The organism is Streptomyces sp. WAC07094, from assembly GCF_036320405.1.
Classification (GTDB): Bacteria; Actinomycetota; Actinomycetes; order Streptomycetales; family Streptomycetaceae; genus Streptomyces; species Streptomyces lannensis.
Genome location: NZ_JAVMJZ010000003.1, coordinates 34,755 through 56,184 on the forward strand (window position 1 = coordinate 34,755; position 21,430 = coordinate 56,184).

Sequence of the window (21,430 nt, forward strand, 5' to 3'; positions counted from 1 at the left end):
CGGAGAATGGACCGCGTGTGAGGGTGCACGCCCGCGTACGTTCGGGCCATGACCGCTGAAGCGCCCGCGCCCATGAAGATCTGTGTCTTCCTCTCCGCCGCTGACCTCGACGACCGCTACACGCGGCCGGCCCGTGAGTTCGCGGAGCTTGTCGGCGCGGGGGGCCACACCCTGGTGTGGGGCGGGTCGGACACCGGGCTGATGAAGGTCGTCGCCGACGCCGTACGGGAGTCGGGCGGTCGGCTTGCCGGGGTCTCGGTCGGCTTCCTTCGGCAGTGGGCCAGGCAGGACGCCGACGAGATGGTCTTCGCCGAGGACCTCGCCTCGCGGAAGGCCCGGCTGCTCGCCTCGTCCGACGCCGTCGTGGTGATGGCCGGCGGCATGGGGACCCTGGACGAGGCGACCGAGGCCCTGGAGCTGCGGAAGCACGGTCTGCACGACAAGCCCGTCGTGCTGCTGAACACGGCAGGCTTCTACGACGGGTTGATCCTGCAGCTTGGGCGGATGGACGAGGAGGGCTTCCTGCCGGTGCCGCTGGCGGAACTGGTGCTCGTCGCCGACAGCGGTGCCGCCGCATTCGCGCGGCTGGAGGCCTCCCTCGGGGCAGCCGGGCAGGTCGCCCTCGCGGAGCACACCCTCAACTGAGTTCCTGGGGCAACACGCTGCACAGGGTGTCGAGTGCGCCCTTCCACGCACTGTCCGAGGGTGCCGCGTAGTTGACGACCAGGGCGTCCCGCTCGGGCAGCTGCCAGCCGGAGTCCTGCGCCTGGTGGCCGAATTCCCTCAGCCCGCTCACCGCGAGACCCTCCCGGGCCGCCGCCTGGACGACCGAGTTCTCCGTTCCCGCGGGGAGTTCGAGGACGACCTGCAGCCCTGCCGCCATGCCGACCGCCCGGACGCCGGGCGCCCGCTCCGCAAGGGCTGCGACCAATTGGTCGCGGCGGCGCCGGTAGCGCTGTCGCATCGACCGCACATGCCGGTCGTAGGCGCCCGAGGTGATGAACTCCGCGAGCGTGAGCTGCTCCAGGGTGCTGGACATGTAGTCGCCGTACCCCTTGGCCTCCACGACCTCGGGGACCAGCTCGTGCGGGAGCACCATCCAGCCGAGCCGCACCCCCGGGGCCAGCGACTTGCTCGCGGAGCCGAAGTACACCACACGCCGGGGGTCGAGGCCCTGCAGAGCGCCCACGGGCTGGCGGTCGTACCGGAACTCCCCGTCGTAGTCGTCCTCCAGGATCAGCCCGCCCGACTCCCGTGCCCAGGCGACGGCCGCGGTGCGCCGCTCCGGGCACAGGGCGACTCCCGTCGGGTACTGGTGCGCCGGGGTCATCAAAACCGCGCCCACCCCCCGCAGGCGGGCCAGGTCGTCGGTGCGTGCGCCGTGCTCGTCGACGTACAGGGGCTGGGTCCGCAGGCCGGCCTCGGTCAGCAGGTCGCGGTAGAGGTCCAGGCCGTATGCCTCGACGGCGACCGCTCGTGCCTTGCGGACCCTGAGGACCCGGGCCATCAGCGCCAGTCCGTGGTGGAAGCCGGAGCAGACGACGATCCGCTCCGGCTCGGCGTACACCCCGCGGGCCCGTGCCAGGTAGTCCGCGAGCGCGGTGCGCAGTTCCGGACGGCCGCGGGGGTCGCCGTAGCCCAGGGCGTCGTTCGGCGCGGCGGTCAGGGCGCGGCGTGCGGCGGCGAGCCACTGGGCGCGGGGGAACCTCGCGAGGTCCGGAGAACCGGGCTGCATGGCGTACCTGGGGCGGGTCCGGGCGGGCCTGGTCCTGGTGCGGGGAGCGCCGGTCGGGGCGCTGTGCGGCTCGGCCCTGGGGGCCACCCGGGTTCCGGAGCCCTGCTGGGCGGTGAGCCAGCCCTCGGCGACCAGCTCCGCGTAGGCCTCGACGACGGTGTTGCGGGAGATGCCCAGGTCCGCGGCGAGCGAGCGGGACGGCGGCAACCGGGCGCCGGGCGCCAGGCGCCCCGTGCGCACGGCTTCCCGCAGCGCGTCGGTGAGCCCGGTGCGCAGTTTGGTCCCGCGCAGTTCCAGATGGAGGTCGGCACCGATCGCGGACGCAGGCGGGTCGGCGGCAGAATTGGTCCGGGAATCCCTCATGTAATTGGACCATACTCCGGTACCACCGATGCGTAGCGTTGCGGGCATGACGATGAACGAAGCACATGAGCACACCCCCCGCCTTCCGGAGCACACGGCGCGCATGGACTGGGCGAAGCTCGCCCCCGAGGCCTTCAAGGCGCTGGCCCGACTGGACTCGGCCGCGGGCCGCGGGGTCGACGCCGGCCTGCTGCACCTGGTGAAGGTCCGCGCGTCGCAGATCAACCACTGCGCCTTCTGCCTGGACATGCACAGCAAGGACGCCATGGCCGCCGGCGAGTCCGCGGAGCGCGTCATCCAGCTCGGAGCCTGGACGGAGGCGAAGCACTTCTACACGGCACGGGAGATCGCGACGATCGAGCTCACCGAGGCGATCACCGTCGTGACGCACGGATTCGTCCCAGACGAGGTGTACGCCAGGGCCGCCGCGCAGTTCGACGAGACCGAACTGGCCCACCTCATCGCCGCGATCGTAGCGATCAACGCCTTCAACCGCATCGGCGTCTCGACCCGCATGGTCCCCGGCCACCACACGCCGAGCGCCTGAGCCTGATACGCCCGCCCGGCCGGGCCTGGGACCCACCCCGCGCCCGCGGGGGTCCGGGTCCCCGCCCCGCCGGGCAGGCCCGGCGTCCGACCGTGCCCCGCCGGCCGCTTTCCCCGCTCGTCGCTCCTCCCCCGGCAGCACACGTCAGGGGTGCCCCGCCGGCGACCACCCCGACTAGGAGATCCAGGTGGGTACCGCTTCCCCTCCGCCACGCCGGCCGGCCCTGGCCCGTGCCGCCGACGAGTTCGTCCTCACGACCGTCCTGCTGTTTCTCGCGGTGACGGTCGTGCGGTGGCTGCGTGACCCGCACTCGCCCCTCTACATCGCCGACCTGCGGGTCGCCCTCGTCGTGATCGGCGCCGTCAGCGGGGCCATCCTCACCGGACTGATCCTCAGCCCTCCCGGACGGCGCAGCGGCGGCCACACGAACCCCGCCGTCACCGTCGGCCTGTGGCTGATAGACGCCTTCCCTGGCCGCCACGTCCTGCCGTACGTCCTGGCCCAGCTCGCCGGTTCCGCCGCCGGTACGGGCCTGGCACGCCTTGCCTGGGGTCAGGCGGTGGCGCTCCCGTCGGTCTCGCACGCCGCGATCCGGCCCGCCCGGACCTGGCAGCCCGTGCCGGTCCTCCTCGCGGAGGTCGGGGGCATGCTCGCGCTGACCCTCGTCATCGCGTTCTTCGTCGCCCGCCCCCGGTTCATCCGCGGCCTGGCGCCCGTCATCGGGCTGTCCGTGGGGGTCGTGATCGCCACCCTCGGCCCGCTCAGCGGGGGCTCGGTCAACCCGGCCCGTCAGCTCGGTCCGGCGGCCTTCTCCGGGCAGACCACCGACCTCGCGATCTACCTGGTCGGGCCCATCATCGGGGCGGTACTTGGGGCCGGGGCCCACCGGTTGCTCGTCCGGGCGCGGTCTGCGCGGTCGCCGACCCCCGGGGGCTGAGCCACGCGCCGCGAGGACCGGTGAGGGAAAAAGTGGGATAGCTTCCCGTACCGATGAAAAATCGTCCCATTCCCCTAAACTTCTGACGAGTTTGCTGCCGTTGGTGTCCTGCACGCCAGCGGCCGTGACGATGAGAACCAGCAGCAACCCGAGGGTGTCGGCGGCGATATGCCGCTTGCGGCCCTTGACCCTCTTGCCACCGTCGTACCCTTGCGTGCTCTCCGGCGCGTTCGGTCACGCCTTCACCGTCTGGGCATCGATCACCGCGGCGGCGGCAGGATCCGACGACCCTTCTTCCTGCGTAACTGCTCACGCAGGGTGTCGTGGATTTCCTCGGCGGTACCGTCCGCCTCCCACGCCCTGAAGTAGCCGTAGACCGTGGTGTGCGGCGGGAAGTCATGGGGCAGATACCGCCAGGCCCACCCCAATCCGGGCGACGTAGAAGATCGCGTTGACCACCTCGCGCAGGTCGGTGGTGGGCTCGCGCCCCTCGGCCCGCGCGGCCCGCCACTCCACCAGCAGGGGCTCGATCAGCTCCCACTGGTCGTCCTTGAGACCGAGGGGTAGGCACGTCGCTCAGTCACAAGATGATCGAAACCCATGATCCCGACGCCGCGCTACGAGATCATGGAAACAAGTCCATCTCGCCACTACCGAACACCCTCTGAGAGGCTCTCCGGGCACCTGCCCACCCCTGCACGAAAATCATGCAAGAACGTGACTCCAACCACCCACGACAGGCCCTCCCCCGGCCGGCCCCGCCACCGCGGCACAGTGGACCAACAACGCCTCGGCACCACCCCACCGGCCGCACGAACATCCCACCCCACACACCCCGACAAGACGTCTGCCGCCACGCAGTCACCAACCCACACGGCCCCTACTGTAACCATTGCTCTGCGGAACGCGACATCCACGGGCCCCCGCATCTCAAGACGGCCGCACTGCCGGCTCTACCGGTGAGTCCCGACACCGGTTGCCGACCGGCGCCGACACCGCCCGGCGTGGGCGGCAGCCGCACGTGTCGGCTCACCAGGCCGTCAAGGCCGAAGACGCCTGTTGTCGCCCGTCATGACCAGTACGGCGAATGTGCGCGGACGACCGGCCGACCGCGCACGAACCCGGCTCCACTCATCACCTCCCCCTTTGGAATCGAGCATCTAGGCTGACGTGGTGACTGATGAGCAGGAGCGGGTGCAGCCGTCGGGAGTGTGGGCCACAGCAGTGGGGGTGGCCAGAGTGCGGGCGCTGGAGACCGAACGGAAAAACGCGCTCTTCCGCGACCCGCTGGCACAGGCCTTCGCCACCGCCGGCGGCCTGTGGCCCCCCTCCCCGCCGCCGCTGCCCGATGACGAGGCCGCACGCCGCCGCCGGCTGGCCGTGGCGTTCTCCATCGTCATCAGGACGAAGTTCCTCGACGACCTGTTGCAGCAGGCCTCCGAGTCCGGACTCCGGCAGATCGTGCTGCTCGGAGCCGGCATGGACAGCCGGGCCTTCCGGATCAACTGGCCCGAAGGCACCCGGCTGTTCGAAGTCGACACCGCCGCACCACTGGACTTCAAGGCCACGGTGCTGCGCCGGGAACAGGCCCTCCCACGCTGCGAGCGGATCACCGTCGCGGTGGATCTGCGTGAGGACTGGCCAACCGCGCTGGCCGCCGCAGGCCACGACCCGGCGGCGCCCACCGTGTGGATCGCCGAAGGACTGCTGATCTACCTACCCCAGGACGCGGTGGAACTCCTGCTGGCCCGGATCAGCGCACAGTCGGCGACAGGCAGCCGGATGGGACTGACGTTGGGCACACGCGGCGTCATCGAGCGCTTCGCCGCCGACGCCGCACCGGGATCGGCCCCATCCATGTGGGTCTCGGAAATGCCCGACGACCCGGTCGGCTGGCTCGCCGGACACGGCTGGAAAGCCGACACCCACACCCTGCGCGAACGCGCCGCCGCCTACGGCCGCCCCATCAGCACCCCACCGCAACACGAGGAACAGCCCGGCCAACTGATCACAGCCATCCGCCGGTAGAGCGCCTCCGCCCGGTTCCCCACCCAGGACGCAAGCACCGCCGTGCTGCCCTCCTGTCTCCAACCCCGCGTGGCCGGATGCCGCCACCTCACCACCCGAGCAACTCCGCGACCGCACCCAGCAGGGCAGCTCCGTCCACTACCCCGCCCACCACCGAGCAGGACACCGCACCCAAGGACGGACGAGGCGCAGGCCGAGGAGTCGCAGTAACCATCGCACCGGTCGGACGCTCACGCCGGCCACGATCTTGTTCGGGGCCTTCTCCGGGCACACAGGGCGGCACCCTTGAGGTTCAGGGCGTGGTACCACTGGTACCATTGGTGGCATGTCGGATGCCAAGGCCATGAACCTGCGCTTCCCCGACCCTGAGCAGCGGGCGGCTATCGCCGCGGCCGCGAAGCAGGAGGGCGTCAGCATGCAGGAGTACATCCTCTCCGCCGCCTACGCGCGGGCGACCGCCGTCGAGCAGCGGTTCCTGGAAGGGTTCAAGGAGTCGAAGGCCCGCAGCGGCGCGGCCTTCGCCGCTGAACCCAGCAGCATGGATCCCAGCGCGGAACAGCGGGCAGCCGAGCAGCAGGCACGACAGGAGATCGAGCAGCACGGGCGAGGGCACGCCGCGTGACCAACCCCGGCCCCCACCCGCTCGACGTTACGTTCCTGCTGCACGCCGCGGAACTCCTGGACGGTGATCCCCAGGTCGACGACTACGGTCCGCTCTACGCCGCGGTCGCCCGGGTCAACGCACGGGCGATGGAACGCGACATCTACGGGTCCCCGTACCTCAAGGCAGCCGCGCTGCTGCAGACCCTGGCGAAGCTGCCACCTCTGGAGCACTCCGGCGAGGCCTTCGCCTGGCACGCCACAGAGGCCTACCTGATCCTCAACGAGCACCCGATCGCGTATCACCCCAAGGCAGCCGTCGTACTCGTGCGGGACGCCGCTTCCGGAGCCCTCGGAGTAGCGCGGATCGCCCAGCAGTTGCGCGCCTGGGCCGCCAACTGACCGTTTTCGACGGGGGCACGGTCACCGGGGGAACGCACTTCCGGATTGTCGTTGCTCGCCCACCGGCCTGCGCGTCGATCATGGGCGCTCTTTCCCTCGGGCTCGGCGTCCGCCGGATCCGACGCCTCACCCGCAACGCTAAGTCCCGGATGGTCCCGACTCGGTGGTACCGGAGGCTGAAACGGCCCGCGCACGTGGTACCGCGGTACTACGCGACTCCGAGTGCGCTCGGCGGTGAGTGTGCCCCGCGGGAATGCCCACGCATATCACCAACGCAACCATCGTGACCAGGGAATTCGCCGAGCTGTTCAGGTTGTGTTCAGGTGGTTCGTGCGGTGTTGAAATTCATGCCCCAGAAGCCCCAAAGCAATGGCAAACGTGTCCGGTGTCCAAGAGTTCACCATGTCATCGTGCGATCATGACTACAGAGCGCCTCCTCGACGACCGGCCCCTCGTCCCCATACGGCAGATGGCGAACAAGGTGCCGGAGGTGACCGTCTACTTCTGGATCACCAAGGTGCTCACCACCGGGATGGGCGAGACCGCGTCGGACCTGCTGGCCCGGGTGCTCGGCCCGGTGCCAGCGGTCGCGCTCGGTGGTCTGGCCCTGGTGGCTTCCCTGACGGTGCAGTTCGCTGTCCGCCAGTACGTCGCCTGGGTGTACTGGACCGCCGTCGTCATGGTCAGCGTGTTCGGCACGATGGCGGCCGACGTCCTGCACGTCGGCCTCGGCATCTCCTACACGGTGTCTACACCGCTCTTCGTCACGGCCCTGGCCGCCGTGTTCGCCCTCTGGTACGCCGCGGAGCGGACGCTTTCCGTCCACGGCATCCGGACCCGTCGTCGCGAGACCTTCTACTGGGCGGCGGTGCTCGCCACCTTCGCCCTCGGTACCGCAGCCGGCGACCTGACCGCCACCGTCGGCTTCGGCTACCTCGGCTCGGTCGTCCTCTTCGCCGCCGCGATCTGCGTGCCCGCGCTCGCCCACCGCTTCGCCGCCCTGAACGCTGTGACCGCTTTCTGGACGGCCTACGTCATCACCCGTCCCCTCGGCGCCTCCCTCGCCGACTGGATGGCGCTCGGGCACACCCGTGGCGGGCTCGGGCTGGGGCTGGGCCCGGTCACCCTCGCCTGGACGGTCGCCATCGTCTGCTTCGTCGGGTATCTGGCCACCTCGCGCCGTGACACGCCCAGCGGTGAGGCGAACTGACGGACGGGACCGGACGCCACCGGTTCCAATCGGTAGCCGTCCCTTCCAGCGGTTGTTCGGCCGCAGCCGACAGAAACGGCCGGATGCCCTGGCCACCTGAGCGAGACGGCGGCATAGACCGACCATGACACGGTCCGAGACGTACTCGCAGGGCCGGAAACGATCCTCGTCCCACGCCTCCGCCCAAGGTTATGGGCGAGTCCACTGCCCGGGTGCCGGGGCTGGTGGGCCTGCCGGGCACCATGGGGCACCGACGAAATGCGCTGATCAGGGGCTTGGACAACGCCAGCGAAGATCGTTTCCCGCGCACATCGAGATCGTTTCCCACGAACCAGGTCACGGGGCTGGGTCGGCGGAACCGCTCCGGCCGCGCTGCTCCGAGCCTGGACCTCTTGTGCGCCACGGCCGGGGCCAGCCCCGCAGAACCCGCCCCCTGAACGCTAGGAGGAACGAGGTGTCGGGCACGTTGTGATACTTGAGGGGCTCCACGCTGGCTGCTTTGCACACCCTCGATCTTGGCGATGCTCTGGGTGAAGAACAGATAGAGCTCGTCGAGAGAGCGGCACATCACCGCCGCGAACAGGTTCTGCCGACCCGACATCGCCCCTGCGTACGTGACCTCGGGCATCGCGGCGATCACGCGCCCTGATGCTGTGAGCCCCGTACCCTTGAAACGCCTGCTGCCGCTCTGCGCGGCAGCAGGCGTTTCAAACGGGCACCCTGCGCCGAGGGACGATCAGTGCACGGAGTTGGCGGCGGCGACGATGGCGCGGTCGACCGCGCCCAGGCTGATCGAAGGAACGTCATGGCCCGAGCGGGTGTAGCTGATGTGGGCGCCCGCTCGCTTGGCCTCGAACTTCTGGGCGGCCGTCGGCACCGCGTGGTCCTCGGTCGAGATGACCGCCCACTTCGGCGTCTTCGCCGGCGGATTCACCGTGGCCTTGTCGGTGAACGCCGAAAGAGCGACCGGCTCCTGAGTCACCGAGGCGACCTGGATGTCCGACTTCGACAGCCCGTTTCCGTACACGGTCCCGAACTTGTCGGCCTTGAGGTACACGTCGGTGTCACCGCCGGGCAGCGGAACGGTGCGGAAGTTCTCCGAAACGAGCTGCGACCCGGGGAACTGTCCGATGAGGGAGCCGGCGGTTTCGCCCACCTTCGGGATGAGAGCCGCCACGTACACGAGGGCCTTGATCTTCGACGTCTTCGCGGCGACCTGGCTGACGACCTCTCCCGCGTAGGAGTGGCCGACGAGCACGACGGGACCCTTGACGCTCTTGACCTGTGCCTCGACGTAGGCGCTGTCGAAGGCCAGGCCGCGCAACGGGGTGTCGATCGCGAGGACCGGGTAGCCGTGGCGTCGCAGGTAGCCGATCTCGCTGTTCCAGCTGGAGGAGTCGGCGAACGCCCCGTGGACCAGGACCACCGTCGGCTTCGCGCGGTGCGCCGTCTGCGAGGCGACGGCGTGGTCGTTCGCCCGGGTCGTGACGGCGTTCGCGTTCGTCACAGCCAGCGAGGCCACGATCGCGCCACTCACCAGCCCGGCAGCCGCCAGCGCTTTGGTTCGAGCGGTGGACTTCATGTGGTGGTGTTGCTCTCGGATTGTCGAGCATAAAAGGCAGAGGAAGCGGCGTGGTTCGCAGGGACACGGAAACCGTATTTGTTGCGGCCGGCGGCGCTTCGCAGAATCGACTATGGCGGCCGCATCGGCGGAAGGCTAATGCCAATCGTGCTTCTTTCCATGTCGATCCGGCATGAGCCGGTGGACTCTTGCAGTTCTTCGATTTCCAGCGTCGAAATTCTGGCGCTTAAAGCGGTGAGAGCCGCTGGCAATGCAGTGGCGTGGGCACTGCGAGGGGTACGAACGGGCACGGTCGCCACGGAGCGGCCGTCTTCGCGGTGACCGGACGCCGACCATGTGAGGATGGCGACGTCGTCAGCATGCCGAAATCCGATCTCGCAGGGGCATCGTCATCCCGGCCGGCCTCGCCGATTTCTACCGTCGCCCCGACATCCGTTGCGTCCAGCTCACCGGGGTTGCCCCGCGCATGGTCGCGCTGGTGTACGCCAAGAACCGGAAGATTCCGTCCATCGACCAGTTCGCCAAGATCGTGATTGCGGCGCTCGGTTCGGCATAACGGCGCGCGCGTGGGGGAGCAGAACCGCGCTGTCCTGTCGCCATGTCCGATCGGCATGACGATTCGGGTAATCGGCATTGGCGCGCTGAGTCGTGGCCCGCAAAGCTCAGTGGCAGAAGGAACGTGATCTGAAAGAAAAGGTTTTGATGATGTGCCACCGCGTTTCCAGGCGCCGGTAGGCGGGACGAGATGACTGCCTATGACTATGTGGTCGTCGGTGGCGGAACGGCCGGCTGTGTTCTCGCGGCGCGGCTGTCCGAGGACGCGGCGGCGGAGGTGCTTCTCGTGGAGACCGGCTCGGCGCTCGGGACGCCGGCCATGCACCTTCCGGTCGGGTTCCCGCTCATCCCGGCCAAGGAGATCCTCTGGTCGCGCTGGACTACACCGCAGCCCGGGACGCTGTCGCGCAGTCACCACTGGCCCAGCGGACGGGTCCTCGGAGGGTCGAGTTCGATCAACGCGATGATGCACGTCCGCGGACACCGCGCCGTCTACGACGGATGGGCGGACAACGGTGCGAAGGGCTGGAGCTACACCGAGTTGCTGCCGTACTTCCGCCGGACGGAGACGGCGATAGGCCGCAACCCCGCTCTGCGCGGCGTCATCGGGCCGGTGTGGACGGCGCCGACGACCCGGCTCGACGACGGGTCTCTGACTTTCCTCGGCGCACTCACCGAGGCCGGTCACGATCTCACCGACGACATCAACGGTGAACGCCAGCACGGCGCCTTCTGGTGCGACCTGGCGGGGGCGGGCGGCCGTAGGCAGAGCGCCGCGGACGCCTATCTGGTCCCGGTGCTCGACCGGCCCAATCTGCACCTGGCCACGGAGGCGGACGTCAGCCACCTGATGATCGAGCGCGGACGCTGCACCGGCGTGGAATACACGTCCTTCGGCACAGTGGAACGTGCCCGCGCGCGCGGCGAGGTGATAGTGGCGGCCGGGACGGTGGGCTCGGCCCACCTGCTGCTGCTCTCCGGTATCGGTCCCGCGGCACACCTGCGTGATGTCGGGATTCCGGTGCTGGCCGACCTCCCCGGAGTCGGCGCCAACCTGCACGATCACCTGCGGTGCCCCGTGGTCTTCGAGGCGGAGCGGAAACTGATCACCAGTCATGGTTTCAGTACGGTCGGTGCCCTGGTGCACAGCGGCGCTACAGCCGTTCCGGACGTTCAGCTGATGCTGCTCGACACTCCGGCGGACATCGCGGACGTCGGGACGCCCGAGTGCGGACACACGGTCGCCTTCGCTCACACCGCGCCCGCGAGCCGGGGAACGGTTCGGCTCAGGAGCTCGAACCCGGGCCGGCTGCCGTTGATCGACCCGAACTACCTCGCGGACGGCGCCGACGTGTCCGCCATGCTCGCGGCCCTCGGCATCGCGCGAGAGATCGGTCGTATGCCCGCCTGGGGCCAGTGGGGTGCTCGGGAGACCGCTCCGGGAAAGGCAGACGATCTCGTCACCTACATCCGCGGGAACGCGGCGACCTTCCACAACCCCGTCGGCACGTGCCGGATCGGGATGGACGACCTCGCCGTCGTCGACCCCGACCTGAGAGTGCACGGCGTCGACGGTCTGCGTGTCGCGGACGCCTCGGTGATGCCGTCCGTCCCCAACACCGGAGTGAACGCGACTGTCCTGGCCGTCGCCGAACGGGCTGCCGACACCGTCCGACGCGATGCGAAACGGCCCTGAAAACAACCGCTGGACGTCCGGATAAGGGTCGCGCGGCGGTCCCTGAAAACGAAGGAACGGTAACCGTGAAGTTCTTGTGGCGCATGGTGGACGAAACGCTCGTCGGTGCGGTGATCTACGCACTCACGTGCAGGCTGCCTCGCAACTTGCCTCGTACGGACGTCACGCGTGCGAGCACACAACCACCCCGAACGCCCGCACGGCGGGGTTGAAAGAGCAGCGGCAAGGCCCCGTGTGATCCATCCCGATTTCGCGAACCCGTCAGCCGCATCACATGCATGTACGAGGGCTGATGCCGAACCGGCATGCAGAACCGGCGGATAGGCATTGGCGGCGAATGACCGGCCCGGGTCAGGATGTTCGACGTGACCCACTTCGACCTCGGGGTGCCCGGCGCAGCGGCGGTAACACACTGCTCGGCGACGGCCTTGAGCGCCTGAGCGCGGCGATCGCCAGGCAGCCGGTCCGGCGCAGGCCCTGAACCGTAACAGCCTCCTCGGGTTCGCAGAACCACCCTCCGATTGCTGTGCACACAACAAATGCCGAGTCGGCAAGGCATCGCTGTGCCCTGTCCTGCTCTGCCCCCACGGAAGGCCGATCAATGTCCCACCACCAGGATTCAGCTGCCGCGAAACAGGACCCCCGGCTGGACATCAGCGATGTCTACCTGTTCAAGGGACGGACCGGCACGGTCTTCGTCATGAACACCAACCCGGTGTCGGCCGACAAGGGCTTCCACCCCGAGGCGCTGTACGAGTTCCACATCGACACCGACGACGACGCGGTGCAGGATCTGACGTTCCGGTTCAGGTCCCTCGCCACCGAACCGGACGGCCGGCAGGCTTGGGTGCTCGACCGGCTCACCGGTTACGACGCCACCGACCGCAACACCTCGGGAGCCCTCGTGGCAACCGGCAGGACGCAGGAGATCGTCACCACGGCGGACGACGTCAACGTCTTCGTCGGCCGGGCCGGGGACCCGTTCTACCTCGACGGCACCGTCATCACGTCGGTCGTGACCGCACTCCGCAACGGCGCGTCGGTGGACCTCTCCGCGTTCGACCCGCAGCGGGCCTCGAACCTGTTCGCCGGCACCAACGTCACCGCCATCGTCCTCGAAGTACCGGACGAGCTCATCGGATCGGCGACGATCGGCCTCTGGGCCACCACCGCGCTGGACGACCACCACGGCGGCTGGCTGCAGATCAACCGGTGCGCGACACCACTCGTCAGCACGTTGTTCGACGTCACCGAGGCCGGCTTCGACGACTACAACGCCACTGATCCACATGCCGACCTCGACAACTACGGCGACCTCGTTCGCCGGAAGGTCGCGGGTCTCGTGTCCGCCAACGACACGCACCCCGACCCGCAGGGCTACGGCGCCGCGATACGGGACGTCATCTTCCCGGACGTCCTGCGCTACCAGGTGGGCACCGAAGCCGACTTCGGCGCGAAGGCGCGCAACGGCAGAGGGCTCACCGAGTCCGCTCCCGAGGCGATGTTCGAGATCGTGCTGAACGCTCCCGTCCCCATGGGCCTGGACACCGGCCACGCCACCGGGACGCTGCGCGCCGTGTTCCCGTATCTGAGCGCACCGGCCTGACTCGCCAGGGCGCTCGCGAGAGGTCGAAGCCGCACCTCGCAGCACCCGGCCCGGCGGCCTTCCCCAGGTCGATCGCCGGGCCGGTGGTCCCACCCTCACTTCCTCAGGTCCGTGCAGCGAAGCCCGCTCCGTACCCGTCCCTTCCGGAACCAGGAGATTCCCCCATGTCCCGCCGAATCCTGACCGTCTGCGCGAGCTTCGGTTACCTCTTCATCGCGCTGTTCTTCGCCGCCCTGCTGATCGCCCACTGGATACCGCCGATGGCGCCGAGCTGGTCGGCGGAGCGGGTGGCGGCCTTCTATGCGGACCACGCCAACTCGATCCGTGCCGGCCTCGTGGTCATGCTCGTCGGCGCCGTGACGACCGCACCCTTCGTCGCGGCGCTGTCCAGCCTGATCCGGCGGATCGACTCACGACTGGAGCCGCTGGCCGCCGTACAACTCGTCTGTGGTGCCGCGAACGTGGCCGCGATCTTCGTACCGGTCCTGATCTTCACCGCGACGGCCTACCGGCCGGACCGCTCGCCCGACATCACGATGGCGCTCAACGACACGGCCTGGATCATGCTGGTCATGAACGCCTTCCCGGCCATCGGGCAGGCCACCGTGGTCGGAGTGGCGATCCTGGCCGACAAGCGCCCCACACCGCTGCTGCCCCGCTGGGCCGCGTACCTGAACTTCTGGATGGCCTTCCTTTTCCTGCCGAGCATCCTGCTGACCTTCTTCAAGACCGGCCCCTTCGCCTGGAACGGCGTCCTCTCGTTCTGGGTCGCGGCCGGCGCCTTCGGCGCCTGGTTCCTCGTCATGACACCCCTGATGGTGCGGGCCGCGAAGCGGGTGGACGACGACCGGGCCCCGGCCGTCCTGGAACCCGCGGTATGACCGCCACGGCAACCCGGACCGGGCACTCGGCGCCCCGGCGCCACCGTCACATCCCCGGCGAGCCCGGGCTCTGGGTCTTCCTCCTCGGCGACATGATCATGTTCTCGGTGTTCTTCGGTTTCATCGCAGTACTGCACGGCCGGTACCCGAGGATGTTCCGGGCCTCTCAGCAGGCCCTCCATCCAGACCTGGGACTCCTGAACACACTGCTCCTCCTGACCGCGTCGGCGCTGGTGGCCCGCGGGCTGCGGCAGCTGCGAGGCTCCAGACCCGCACGGACCCTGCCATGGGCGCTTTTGTGCGCGCTCGGATTCGCCGCGGTCAAAGGCTCCGAATATGCCCTCGTGATCCACGCCGGACATACACCGAGCAGCAATGACTTCTTCATGTACTACTTCGTTTTCACCGGCATCCACCTGGCCCACCTGGCGATCGGAACAGGTGCGCTGACGGTCCTCATCGTCCTGTCCCGACGGCCGGCTCTGAGCCGGGGCCAACTGCTGGCTGCCGAGGGAGCGGCCGCGTACTGGCACATGGTGGACCTGCTCTGGCTCGTCCTCTTTCCGCTCTTCTACCTGGTGGCGTGACACATGTGGGTCTTTCCGGTACTCGTCCTGGCCACACTGTCGAGCTGGCTGCTGGGCATCGAAGGCAGCACGTCGACCCTGATCGGCTGCGCGGTCGTGGCGATCGCGCTGGTCAAGGTACGCCTGGTCGGCCTGCACTTCATGGAGCTGCGCAACGCCCCGGCGGCCCTCCGCGGTGCCTTCGAGGTCTACGTCGTGGCCACGGGCGCCACTCTGCTCACTCTCTACCTGGTCCTCTGAAAACAAGTCAGTAAACCAGTTGATTCTGCTGGTCGGGGAATGCCGATCCGGCATGGACGGCGACAGTATCGGCATTAGCGATATACGGCGACTTCCTCGACAATTTTCCCAGCGACTCCCTTATGGAAGGGAGTTCACGAGCAGTGGAGGTGAGAGATGAAGAAGCAGCACTCCTGGTGAATTCATCGACCGCTCCGGTTGGCTGTTCGGGTCCGGAGCGGTCGCACACCGTGCGCCATGTCCGTCATCGCGAGAAACAGGATCCATCACCTTGCGGGCCCCTCGTCCTTCGGTGCCGGCGCCGCTGCGCCAGTCCGCGTTCAGAAAGCTCTGGTCCGCCACCACGCTGGCCGCCCTGGGTGATGCCATCTCCTCGGTGGCCCTGCCGCTGGCCGCGATCGAGGTCCTGGGCGCCGACGCCATCCAAAGCGCCGTCCTGTCGGCCGTGATCTGGCTTCCGAGCCTGTTCCTGGCCATACCGGCCGGTGCCTTCGCCGACCGTACGGGACACCACCGCAGGCTCCTGGCGGGCGCCAACCTACTGCGGGTCGCCGCTCTGAGCACCGTGCCGATCGCAACAGCCTTCGGCCTGCTCTCGCTCATCCAGCTGGCCGTCATCCTGGTCGTCATCGGCCTGTGCTCGGTGCTGTCGAATGTCAGCGAGAGCGGTCTGTTCGCCACCACTCTGCCGTCCGAGCTCTACGTGGCCGGGCAGGCGGCCTCCTACACGGGCCAGACCGCCGCGATCCTGGCCGGACCCTCCATCGGTGGACTCCTGGTCCAGCTCGCCGGTGTACCGGCGGCCGTCGGCGTGGACGCGGCCACCGCCGTCACGGCCGCCCTGTTCCTCCTCCGACTGCGCCCGGTGGAGCGCCGCCACGAACCCGGCTCCCCGGAGAGCCGCGACCGTCGCCCGGGCCTGGCCTTCATCCGACGGAATCCGCTGATCAGGACAGCACTCGCGGTCACCGCCACCGGCAACTTCTTCAACATGCTCTTCTTGTCGGTGCTCGTCTGGTACTACGTCCACAAGCTGTCCCTGACCAGTGCCCAGATCGGGTTCGTGTTCAGCGTGCAGGCCATCGGCGGACTCGTCGGCGCGGCCCTGGCCTCCCGGCTCGCCCGCCGCATCGGTCTGGGGCGGATGGTCCTGGTCGGTTGCGTTCTGTCGCACGCTCCGCTCCTCGTGATCCCCGCCGTCGGCGTCACCGGAAGCCTCGTCTTCGCCCTGGTCCTGGCGTCGACGCTGCTGGGCGGGGTCGGTGAGTCCGTCCAGGACATCTCGGTCGGCTCGATGTTCGCGCTGGTGGTGCCCCCGCATCTTCGTTCACAGACCCGGGGTGCGTACCAGACCGTGAGTTTCGGCCTCCGGCCGCTGGGCTCGGTCGCCGGCGCCCTCATCGCCGCGACCGCAGGCATCCCCGTGGCGCTGTGGGTCGGTGCGATCGGCGGAACCCTTGCCTGCCTCTGGCTCCTTCCCTCACGCCTGCTGTCGTTCCGTGGCCAGGACGACCACTCGTCCGAGCAGCCGGAAAGTGCCACGGCTCTCTCGCAATGAGGCAGACGACCGGGCCTGCCGGCCCCTCGCGCCGCGCTTGGACCGCGCTGATGAAGACCCCTCGAAGGGGACTCTCCTCAGGTGGCCTGCTCAGCTTCCCCGGATCCAGGCTGACCCGCTTGGCAGGTCGGCCGCCTGAGGTGGTGCGTGCTCGGCGAGCCTCACCCACACCAGGCCCGCGACCTGTGCGTTCACCGGGCGTGCGGCCTGCTGGGCCGGCTCTGCGACAGCGACCGGCAGACGCAGGTTGCCGAGGGCGGTCTGGAGACCGGTCCGCCCGGTCGGCGTGTCCTGTGCCAGGAGCAGGCGTCGGCCGGCTATGAACGCGGACCAGTCGAATCCGGGCCGGGTGAGTCCGGCGACGCGGAAGTCCTCGACGAAGGCCAAGGCTCCGGCGGTCCGCAGGCGGGCTGCCAGATCGGCGCGCTCGGCGGGTGCGGACTTGTCGAGCAGCAGGACGAAGGGCACGTACGGGGGTGTCAGGTCGAAGCCGAGCAGAGCGGCGCGCTTTTGGTCCTCCACTGTGATGGGCAGGTGGGCACAGAGGCGGTCGACGAGGGTGCGCGCCCGGCGTTCGCCCTGTGCGGACGGCAGGTCGGCCTGGTCCGCGTATGCCTGCGTGAACATCCGGGTGACCATGTCGAAGCAGCTGTCGAGGTGACGCCGCCCCTGGTCGGTCCAGTCCGCCAGGAGTCCGCGTTCCTCGTCGCCGGCCAGGCCGAGCACGACGTCCCAGAAGGCGGTCGCAGCCCGGTGACGGAGGAGCAGGCCGCCGTCCAACGGCTGTCCGGCGGCGGCGCACTCCCGTGCCTGCTCGTACATCTCGGACAGGACGTACGAGTCCGGAGGCGTGCCCGTCACCATCCAGTGCAGGAGCAGGCCGACGTGTCGACGCAGCGAGGCACGAAGGGCGAAAGCCCCGAAGTCCTCCGTCAGACGCACGTACTCGGGCGTATGGCGAAGTACGGGTTCCATACGCCGGACCACGGCATCGGCGTCGATGTGTTCCAGGACGTCGCGCAAGGCCGATGGCGCAGCCGCGGCGTGCTCGGATCTGCCGGTCATGACGGACAGGCACGAACCAGGGAGAGAACAGACCGCCGTGCCGTGCCGTCGTATGCCGCGGCGCTCGGGGTGTGTCCGGTGGACGGCGTGGCCCTGCCCCGGTGCCGGCGTGATCCCATGGTGATTCCTTTCGTGGGGCGCATCCGCCCGGCAGGCCGGATGTGGGGCAGATGCCCGAAGGCGCGGGCGTGCTCCCGCGCGGAGACGGTCGTGTGACCGCGTCCACGCTGGACGGGCGAAGGGCCCGCCGCCCTGCGGCTGCTCCCGATCGCCGGTCTGTGTCCCCCGGCCCACGAAGGTGGCCGGCTGTCCTCTAAGCCCGGCATCCTGCACAACTGCGGTGACAGCGGCGGACGTTGTGGCTTCTCCCTCGGTCCGACCATGGTGGACCGGTCGGGGGAGCGCGCCAATGCCTATCTGTTCGATTCTGAAGCCGTTTCGGCATATGCCGTGATGGGCGCGTCTAGCATGAGCCCCATGGATCTCGACATACGCCGGGTGCGCTACTTCGTGGCCGTGGCCGAGGAGTGCAGCTTCGTGCGGGCGGCGAGCCGTCTCTACATGACGCAGCCGGCGCTCAGCCGGCAGATCCGGGCGCTGGAGGAGGATCTGGGTGTGGTCCTCTTCCTGCGTGACCGGCAGGGCACCGTACTGACGCGGGCGGGGCACCAGTTGCTGGAGGACGCCCGGCCGATGCTGGCGATGGCACAGGCCGTGCAGCAGCGGGTGCGGACCGCGAACCGGGAGGTGAACCAGTTCACCATCGGCTTCATGCCGGGTGTCATCGTTACGCCCATCGTGCGGGAGTTCGCCCGGACGGCGCCGCAACTCGACATCGATGTCGTCCACACCTCGATCACCGACCAGGTCGACTTCCTGCTCGACGGGCGGGTCGACGTCTGCTACGTCCGACTGCCCCTGCCCGAGGGCATGTTCGAGGTGGTTCCGCTCTTCCCGGAGCCCCGTGTGGTGGCGCTGTCCAGTGATCATCCGCTCGCGGAACTCAAGGCGGTGCACGTCGAGGACCTGCGCGACATGACCCTGTTGCAGGATCCCCGGGACGTACCGGAATGGCGCGGACGTGTCCCGCTTGACCCGGTCGCGCCGCCGGGGGACACCGGACGGTTTCCGGCGACGATCGAGGAATGCCTGCAGACCGTCGCCCTCGGGTCCGGGTGCTATGTCATGCCGGCCGGCATGGCCGGCTTCTACCGCCGTGACGACGTCGTCTACCTAACGCTGGAAGGCGTCGCACCGCGCATGGTCGCCCTGGCCTACTCCAAGCATCGGACCATGCCAGAACTGCTCCAGTTCGCCGAACTCTCCCGCCGCATGCTCGGCCCGGGCCCGGACTGACGCGCGGCCGTCTCCACGACCGCGGAAGGGGGGTCGGCATTTCACGAATATTATGTCCCCCTTCGGGTCAAGCAAGCACGCGGTCCTACCAAGAGTAGGTGCGGGCAAAAGAGCCGCGCAGGCGCAGCCCCGCCGCGACCTCGGCCGTCCTTGGCCTGCTGAAAACGCCCCCCACACTGCTGGTTTGTGCGGGGGGCGCTGCGTTGCGCGGGCATCGAGGGCGTAGCCGACCGGTGGGACAGCTTGGACACCGGCAACCTACGGGCGGCTACGTCGGCGCAACGCGTACTTGTCGGCGCGGGACAGAGAGCCCGCTACGGCGGCACCCCGGAACGGTGAGACGGACTGGGAGTTCAGCCGTCCCGGGGAGCCTTCCGCTATGTCAAGCGTGACGCTGCCATTGTTCTGGCGCATCTCGGCTTGGCGAGCGCGCCTCCCACTCTTTTGGGTGTGGCGGGACCAAGGGTGGGAGGCGTGCTCTGCCTCGACTTCCCGCGACCTGAGACTAGGACACGCCAGGGCGCGGGGTCGGCACCATCGTGGCCCGGCAGTATCTGGGCTGCGAGCCGAGGCGGCCATGCGGGTGGCGCGGAACCGGGGGGTGCGAATCCGGTGCGCGCGGACAAGGCTGGAGCTATGAACCGCCCGGGTTCGGTAGAGATCTCAGATTGTGGTTGTGACCTGGGGTTTCGTGAGTTCGGTGTAGTAGTAGGTTTGCTGCGCCACGGCGGCCGTGGCGCAGGCCGCAACAACGCGGCGGTCCCGTCAGTGATCACGGAGCCGTGGTAGCAGCCGTCCGGAAGATGCGCTAGAAGACTCATGAAGATCTTGGTGGGGCTGTCTGGTTTCTGGGCCGGGTGGCCCCTTGGTCTATGCGGTGGCGGGGTTGATCGTCCAGGTGTTGCCTGTGCGGGTGAGTCCGAGGTTGATCAGTCGGCGGAGGTTGAGGGCGGCGGCTCGGGTGTGGAGCCAGGTGTCGTTGGCGATGGTGCCGCGGTAGCGGAGTCTGCGGTTGCCGTGGTGGACGAGCCAGGCGACGGCGCGTTCGACCGGTGGTCTCCAGCGGCGGTAGTCGGCTTGCCAGGCAGGGTCGGCGGTGGCCTGGCGGCGGGCGGCCGCGAGCAGGTCGTGGTGGGGACGGATGGTCAGGATGCGGCCGGCCTTGGCTTTGGTGCACCGCTCACGTAGGGGACATCCGGTGCACAGGTTCCCGAAGGCAGCCTTGCGCTGGTTGTTCTGCCCGCCGGGGTCCGACAGGGGGACGGTGTGTCCAGCGGGGCAGCTCACCGTGGCGGCGGCGGTGTCGATACGGAAGTCGTCCAGGGTGAAACCGCCGGGGACGGCAGGCCGTAGCGGGGCGGGTTTGAAAAACAGCCGGTGGCCTGCTGCTTCGAGGGCCTGGCGGGCCTCGCCGGTGGAGTAGGCGGTGTCGCCGAAGGCGTCCACCGGCCCGTCTTCCTCGGCGAGCAGGTCCACGCCGACGGTGGCCTCGTGGTGCTCGGGCCCGACACCGGGGGTGAGGGTCACAGCGGTGTATAACGCGGTCTCCGGCTCGATGGCCAGGTGGGCTTTGTATCCGTCCTGCTGGTGGGTGCGTGTCTTGTGGATGTGCCGGGCTTCGCCATCGACGGTGGAGACCATCCGGTCGTAGGCGGTGCCCCGAGTGATGCGCCAGCGCCCGTCACGGCCGTCGGAGTCCTCGGCGGGTTCGACGTCCTGTCCGGCGACCAGGGCCAGCAGGCCCACCGCGTTCGCAGCCTTCTCACCGAGCTGCTGGTCAGGCAGGTGGCCCAGCAGCCTGAGCGCGTCACCGACGAGGGAGTCGACGAGGTCGGCGCGGGCCTGCTCATCGTTCCAGGCGATGCGGGGTTTGCCGGGATCGGTGTAGTCGTGCGCGGTGCACTGCACGGCCGCGATCTGGTCGGCGCCGGGAACCTCGCGGATCACCGCGCGGATGGCGGCGATGATCTGGGTGACGGTGTCCTGGGTGGCGACCGCGTCGTCCAGCACGGTGGAGTCCAAAGCCCGCCGGTGCTTGCCCTTGAGGACACCGGTCGCCTTCACCACCTCCCGCACCGCCTCGAAGACCCGATTCGGCCGGGCCGACCGGGAAAGGCGGCGGCGGAAGTAGGCCAGCAGCGACGGATCGAACGCCATGTCGTGCAGGCCGAGTCCGCAGGCGGCCTTCCACCGCAGGTCGCACCGCAGTTCCTGGACCGTCTCGAAGTCCGACAGCCCGTGCAGGGCCTGCAGCGTGACCGCCGAGGCCAGGATCTGCGGCGGCATGCTGGGCCGTCCGTTCCCCGAGGGGTACATGTCCGCGAACATCTCCGCCGGGAACAGCGCACCGCGGTCCTCGGCCAGGAACGCGAACACACTCCCTACCGGGATCAACTCCCGGCAGGTCTCCCACACATCCGGCCCGACCGTCTCCCCGACCCATTCCCCCATCACCACACAACGAGTCTGGCCCCACCGCTCA

General features: G+C 69.0%; 19 protein-coding genes. 14 read left to right on the plus strand and 5 right to left on the minus strand.

Translation table 11 applies throughout. The annotated features are described in order from the left end of the window. Positions 1-72 precede the first annotated feature (72 nt). On the plus strand, positions 73-645 hold the full coding sequence (locus RCR19_RS39630) for a TIGR00730 family Rossman fold protein (protein WP_331270329.1): 573 nt from the start codon (positions 73-75) through the stop codon (positions 643-645). Here RCR19_RS39630 and RCR19_RS39635 read toward each other — a convergent pair. Then, the gene (locus RCR19_RS39635) at positions 638-2,098 is read right to left on the minus strand and encodes a PLP-dependent aminotransferase family protein (protein ID WP_331269953.1); all 1,461 of its coding nucleotides are present in this window, start codon (positions 2,096-2,098) and stop codon (positions 638-640) included. The genes RCR19_RS39630 and RCR19_RS39635 overlap by 8 nt on opposite strands. 46 nt (positions 2,099-2,144) lie before the next feature. On the opposite strand from RCR19_RS39635, the gene RCR19_RS39640 reads away from it, so the two are divergent. Together RCR19_RS39640 and RCR19_RS39645 are read left to right on the plus strand one after the other, a co-directional pair. Then, entirely contained in the window at positions 2,145-2,645 is a 501-nt protein-coding gene (locus tag RCR19_RS39640; protein WP_331269954.1) for a carboxymuconolactone decarboxylase family protein, read from the plus strand. Positions 2,646-2,832: 187 nt separating this feature from the next. After that, a complete protein-coding gene (locus RCR19_RS39645; protein ID WP_331269955.1) occupies positions 2,833-3,582 on the plus strand; it encodes an aquaporin in 750 nt (249 codons plus the stop codon). A gap of 260 nt (positions 3,583-3,842) precedes the next feature. On the opposite strand, the gene RCR19_RS39650 is transcribed toward RCR19_RS39645, so the two are convergent. Continuing rightward, entirely contained in the window at positions 3,843-4,010 is a 168-nt protein-coding gene (locus RCR19_RS39650; protein WP_331269956.1) for a transposase, read from the minus strand. Positions 4,011-4,755: 745 nt separating this feature from the next. Here RCR19_RS39650 and RCR19_RS39655 point away from each other — a divergent pair. The 4 genes from RCR19_RS39655 (at position 4,756) to RCR19_RS39670 (ending at position 7,822) form a co-directional block, all read left to right on the plus strand. Then, positions 4,756-5,610 (plus strand): class I SAM-dependent methyltransferase, encoded by an 855-nt coding sequence (locus tag RCR19_RS39655; protein WP_331269957.1) that lies wholly within the window; start codon positions 4,756-4,758, stop codon positions 5,608-5,610. A gap of 325 nt (positions 5,611-5,935) precedes the next feature. Continuing rightward, on the plus strand, positions 5,936-6,232 hold the full coding sequence (locus RCR19_RS39660; RefSeq protein WP_331269958.1) for a DUF1778 domain-containing protein: 297 nt from the start codon (positions 5,936-5,938) through the stop codon (positions 6,230-6,232). Next, positions 6,229-6,612, plus strand: coding sequence for a fic family toxin-antitoxin system, toxin component (locus RCR19_RS39665; RefSeq protein ID WP_331269959.1), 384 nt, complete (start codon positions 6,229-6,231; stop codon positions 6,610-6,612). Before RCR19_RS39660 ends, RCR19_RS39665 begins: the two co-directional genes overlap by 4 nt. A 418-nt stretch (positions 6,613-7,030) precedes the next feature. Continuing rightward, positions 7,031-7,822, plus strand: coding sequence for a hypothetical protein (locus RCR19_RS39670; RefSeq protein WP_331269960.1), 792 nt, complete (start codon positions 7,031-7,033; stop codon positions 7,820-7,822). Positions 7,823-8,558: 736 nt separating this feature from the next. On the opposite strand, the gene RCR19_RS39675 is transcribed toward RCR19_RS39670, so the two are convergent. Then, entirely contained in the window at positions 8,559-9,404 is an 846-nt protein-coding gene (locus RCR19_RS39675; RefSeq protein ID WP_331269961.1) for an alpha/beta hydrolase family protein, read from the minus strand. Positions 9,405-10,149: 745 nt separating this feature from the next. Between RCR19_RS39675 and RCR19_RS39680 the strand changes: the two genes are divergently transcribed. The 6 genes from RCR19_RS39680 to RCR19_RS39705 all read left to right on the plus strand — a co-directional run bounded on the left by RCR19_RS39680 (position 10,150) and on the right by RCR19_RS39705 (position 16,527). Continuing rightward, positions 10,150-11,655 carry a GMC family oxidoreductase N-terminal domain-containing protein gene (locus RCR19_RS39680; protein ID WP_331269962.1) on the plus strand — a complete coding sequence of 502 codons (1,506 nt, stop codon included), beginning with the start codon at positions 10,150-10,152 and terminating at the stop codon, positions 11,653-11,655. A gap of 601 nt (positions 11,656-12,256) precedes the next feature. Further along, the gene (locus RCR19_RS39685; RefSeq protein ID WP_331269963.1) at positions 12,257-13,261 is read left to right on the plus strand and encodes a DUF4331 family protein; all 1,005 of its coding nucleotides are present in this window, start codon (positions 12,257-12,259) and stop codon (positions 13,259-13,261) included. A gap of 164 nt (positions 13,262-13,425) precedes the next feature. Next, complete coding sequence (locus tag RCR19_RS39690) at positions 13,426-14,142, plus strand: hypothetical protein (protein ID WP_331269964.1); 717 nt, start codon at positions 13,426-13,428, stop codon at positions 14,140-14,142. Beyond that, positions 14,139-14,729 carry a cytochrome c oxidase subunit 3 gene (locus tag RCR19_RS39695; protein ID WP_331269965.1) on the plus strand — a complete coding sequence of 197 codons (591 nt, stop codon included), beginning with the start codon at positions 14,139-14,141 and terminating at the stop codon, positions 14,727-14,729. Before RCR19_RS39690 ends, RCR19_RS39695 begins: the two co-directional genes overlap by 4 nt. Before the next feature lie 3 nt (positions 14,730-14,732). Then, positions 14,733-14,969 carry a cytochrome C oxidase subunit IV family protein gene (locus RCR19_RS39700; protein WP_331269966.1) on the plus strand — a complete coding sequence of 79 codons (237 nt, stop codon included), beginning with the start codon at positions 14,733-14,735 and terminating at the stop codon, positions 14,967-14,969. Between the two features lie 271 nt (positions 14,970-15,240). Next, positions 15,241-16,527 (plus strand): MFS transporter, encoded by a 1,287-nt coding sequence (locus tag RCR19_RS39705; RefSeq protein ID WP_331269967.1) that lies wholly within the window; start codon positions 15,241-15,243, stop codon positions 16,525-16,527. Between the two features lie 90 nt (positions 16,528-16,617). Here the strand turns inward: RCR19_RS39705 and RCR19_RS39710 are convergent, their stop codons facing one another. After that, positions 16,618-17,592, minus strand: coding sequence for a hypothetical protein (locus RCR19_RS39710; RefSeq protein ID WP_331269968.1), 975 nt, complete (start codon positions 17,590-17,592; stop codon positions 16,618-16,620). Positions 17,593-18,069: 477 nt separating this feature from the next. Between RCR19_RS39710 and RCR19_RS39715 the strand changes: the two genes are divergently transcribed. After that, on the plus strand, positions 18,070-18,948 hold the full coding sequence (locus tag RCR19_RS39715; protein ID WP_331269969.1) for a LysR substrate-binding domain-containing protein: 879 nt from the start codon (positions 18,070-18,072) through the stop codon (positions 18,946-18,948). A gap of 870 nt (positions 18,949-19,818) precedes the next feature. Here RCR19_RS39715 and RCR19_RS39720 read toward each other — a convergent pair. Then, positions 19,819-21,399 (minus strand): IS1182 family transposase, encoded by a 1,581-nt coding sequence (locus tag RCR19_RS39720; RefSeq protein ID WP_331269356.1) that lies wholly within the window; start codon positions 21,397-21,399, stop codon positions 19,819-19,821. Positions 21,400-21,430: the final 31 nt, after the last annotated feature.

What these genes read in the sequence shown, in the direction of transcription:
- RCR19_RS39630 (WP_331270329.1), top strand. Translation starts at nt 73, where the DNA reads ATGAAGATCTGTGTCTTCCTCTCCGCCGCTGACCTCGACGACCGCTAC.
- RCR19_RS39675 (WP_331269961.1), bottom strand. Translation starts at nt 9,404, where the DNA reads ATGAAGTCCACCGCTCGAACCAAAGCGCTGGCGGCTGCCGGGCTGGTG.
- RCR19_RS39685 (WP_331269963.1), top strand. Translation starts at nt 12,257, where the DNA reads ATGTCCCACCACCAGGATTCAGCTGCCGCGAAACAGGACCCCCGGCTG.
- RCR19_RS39715 (WP_331269969.1), top strand. Translation starts at nt 18,070, where the DNA reads ATGGATCTCGACATACGCCGGGTGCGCTACTTCGTGGCCGTGGCCGAG.
- RCR19_RS39710 (WP_331269968.1), bottom strand. Translation starts at nt 17,592, where the DNA reads ATGACCGGCAGATCCGAGCACGCCGCGGCTGCGCCATCGGCCTTGCGC.
- RCR19_RS39700 (WP_331269966.1), top strand. Translation starts at nt 14,733, where the DNA reads ATGTGGGTCTTTCCGGTACTCGTCCTGGCCACACTGTCGAGCTGGCTG.
- RCR19_RS39695 (WP_331269965.1), top strand. Translation starts at nt 14,139, where the DNA reads ATGACCGCCACGGCAACCCGGACCGGGCACTCGGCGCCCCGGCGCCAC.
- RCR19_RS39720 (WP_331269356.1), bottom strand. Translation starts at nt 21,399, where the DNA reads ATGGGGGAATGGGTCGGGGAGACGGTCGGGCCGGATGTGTGGGAGACC.
- RCR19_RS39670 (WP_331269960.1), top strand. Translation starts at nt 7,031, where the DNA reads ATGACTACAGAGCGCCTCCTCGACGACCGGCCCCTCGTCCCCATACGG.
- RCR19_RS39690 (WP_331269964.1), top strand. Translation starts at nt 13,426, where the DNA reads ATGTCCCGCCGAATCCTGACCGTCTGCGCGAGCTTCGGTTACCTCTTC.
- RCR19_RS39635 (WP_331269953.1), bottom strand. Translation starts at nt 2,098, where the DNA reads ATGAGGGATTCCCGGACCAATTCTGCCGCCGACCCGCCTGCGTCCGCG.
- RCR19_RS39640 (WP_331269954.1), top strand. Translation starts at nt 2,145, where the DNA reads ATGACGATGAACGAAGCACATGAGCACACCCCCCGCCTTCCGGAGCAC.
- RCR19_RS39680 (WP_331269962.1), top strand. Translation starts at nt 10,150, where the DNA reads ATGACTGCCTATGACTATGTGGTCGTCGGTGGCGGAACGGCCGGCTGT.
- RCR19_RS39660 (WP_331269958.1), top strand. Translation starts at nt 5,936, where the DNA reads ATGTCGGATGCCAAGGCCATGAACCTGCGCTTCCCCGACCCTGAGCAG.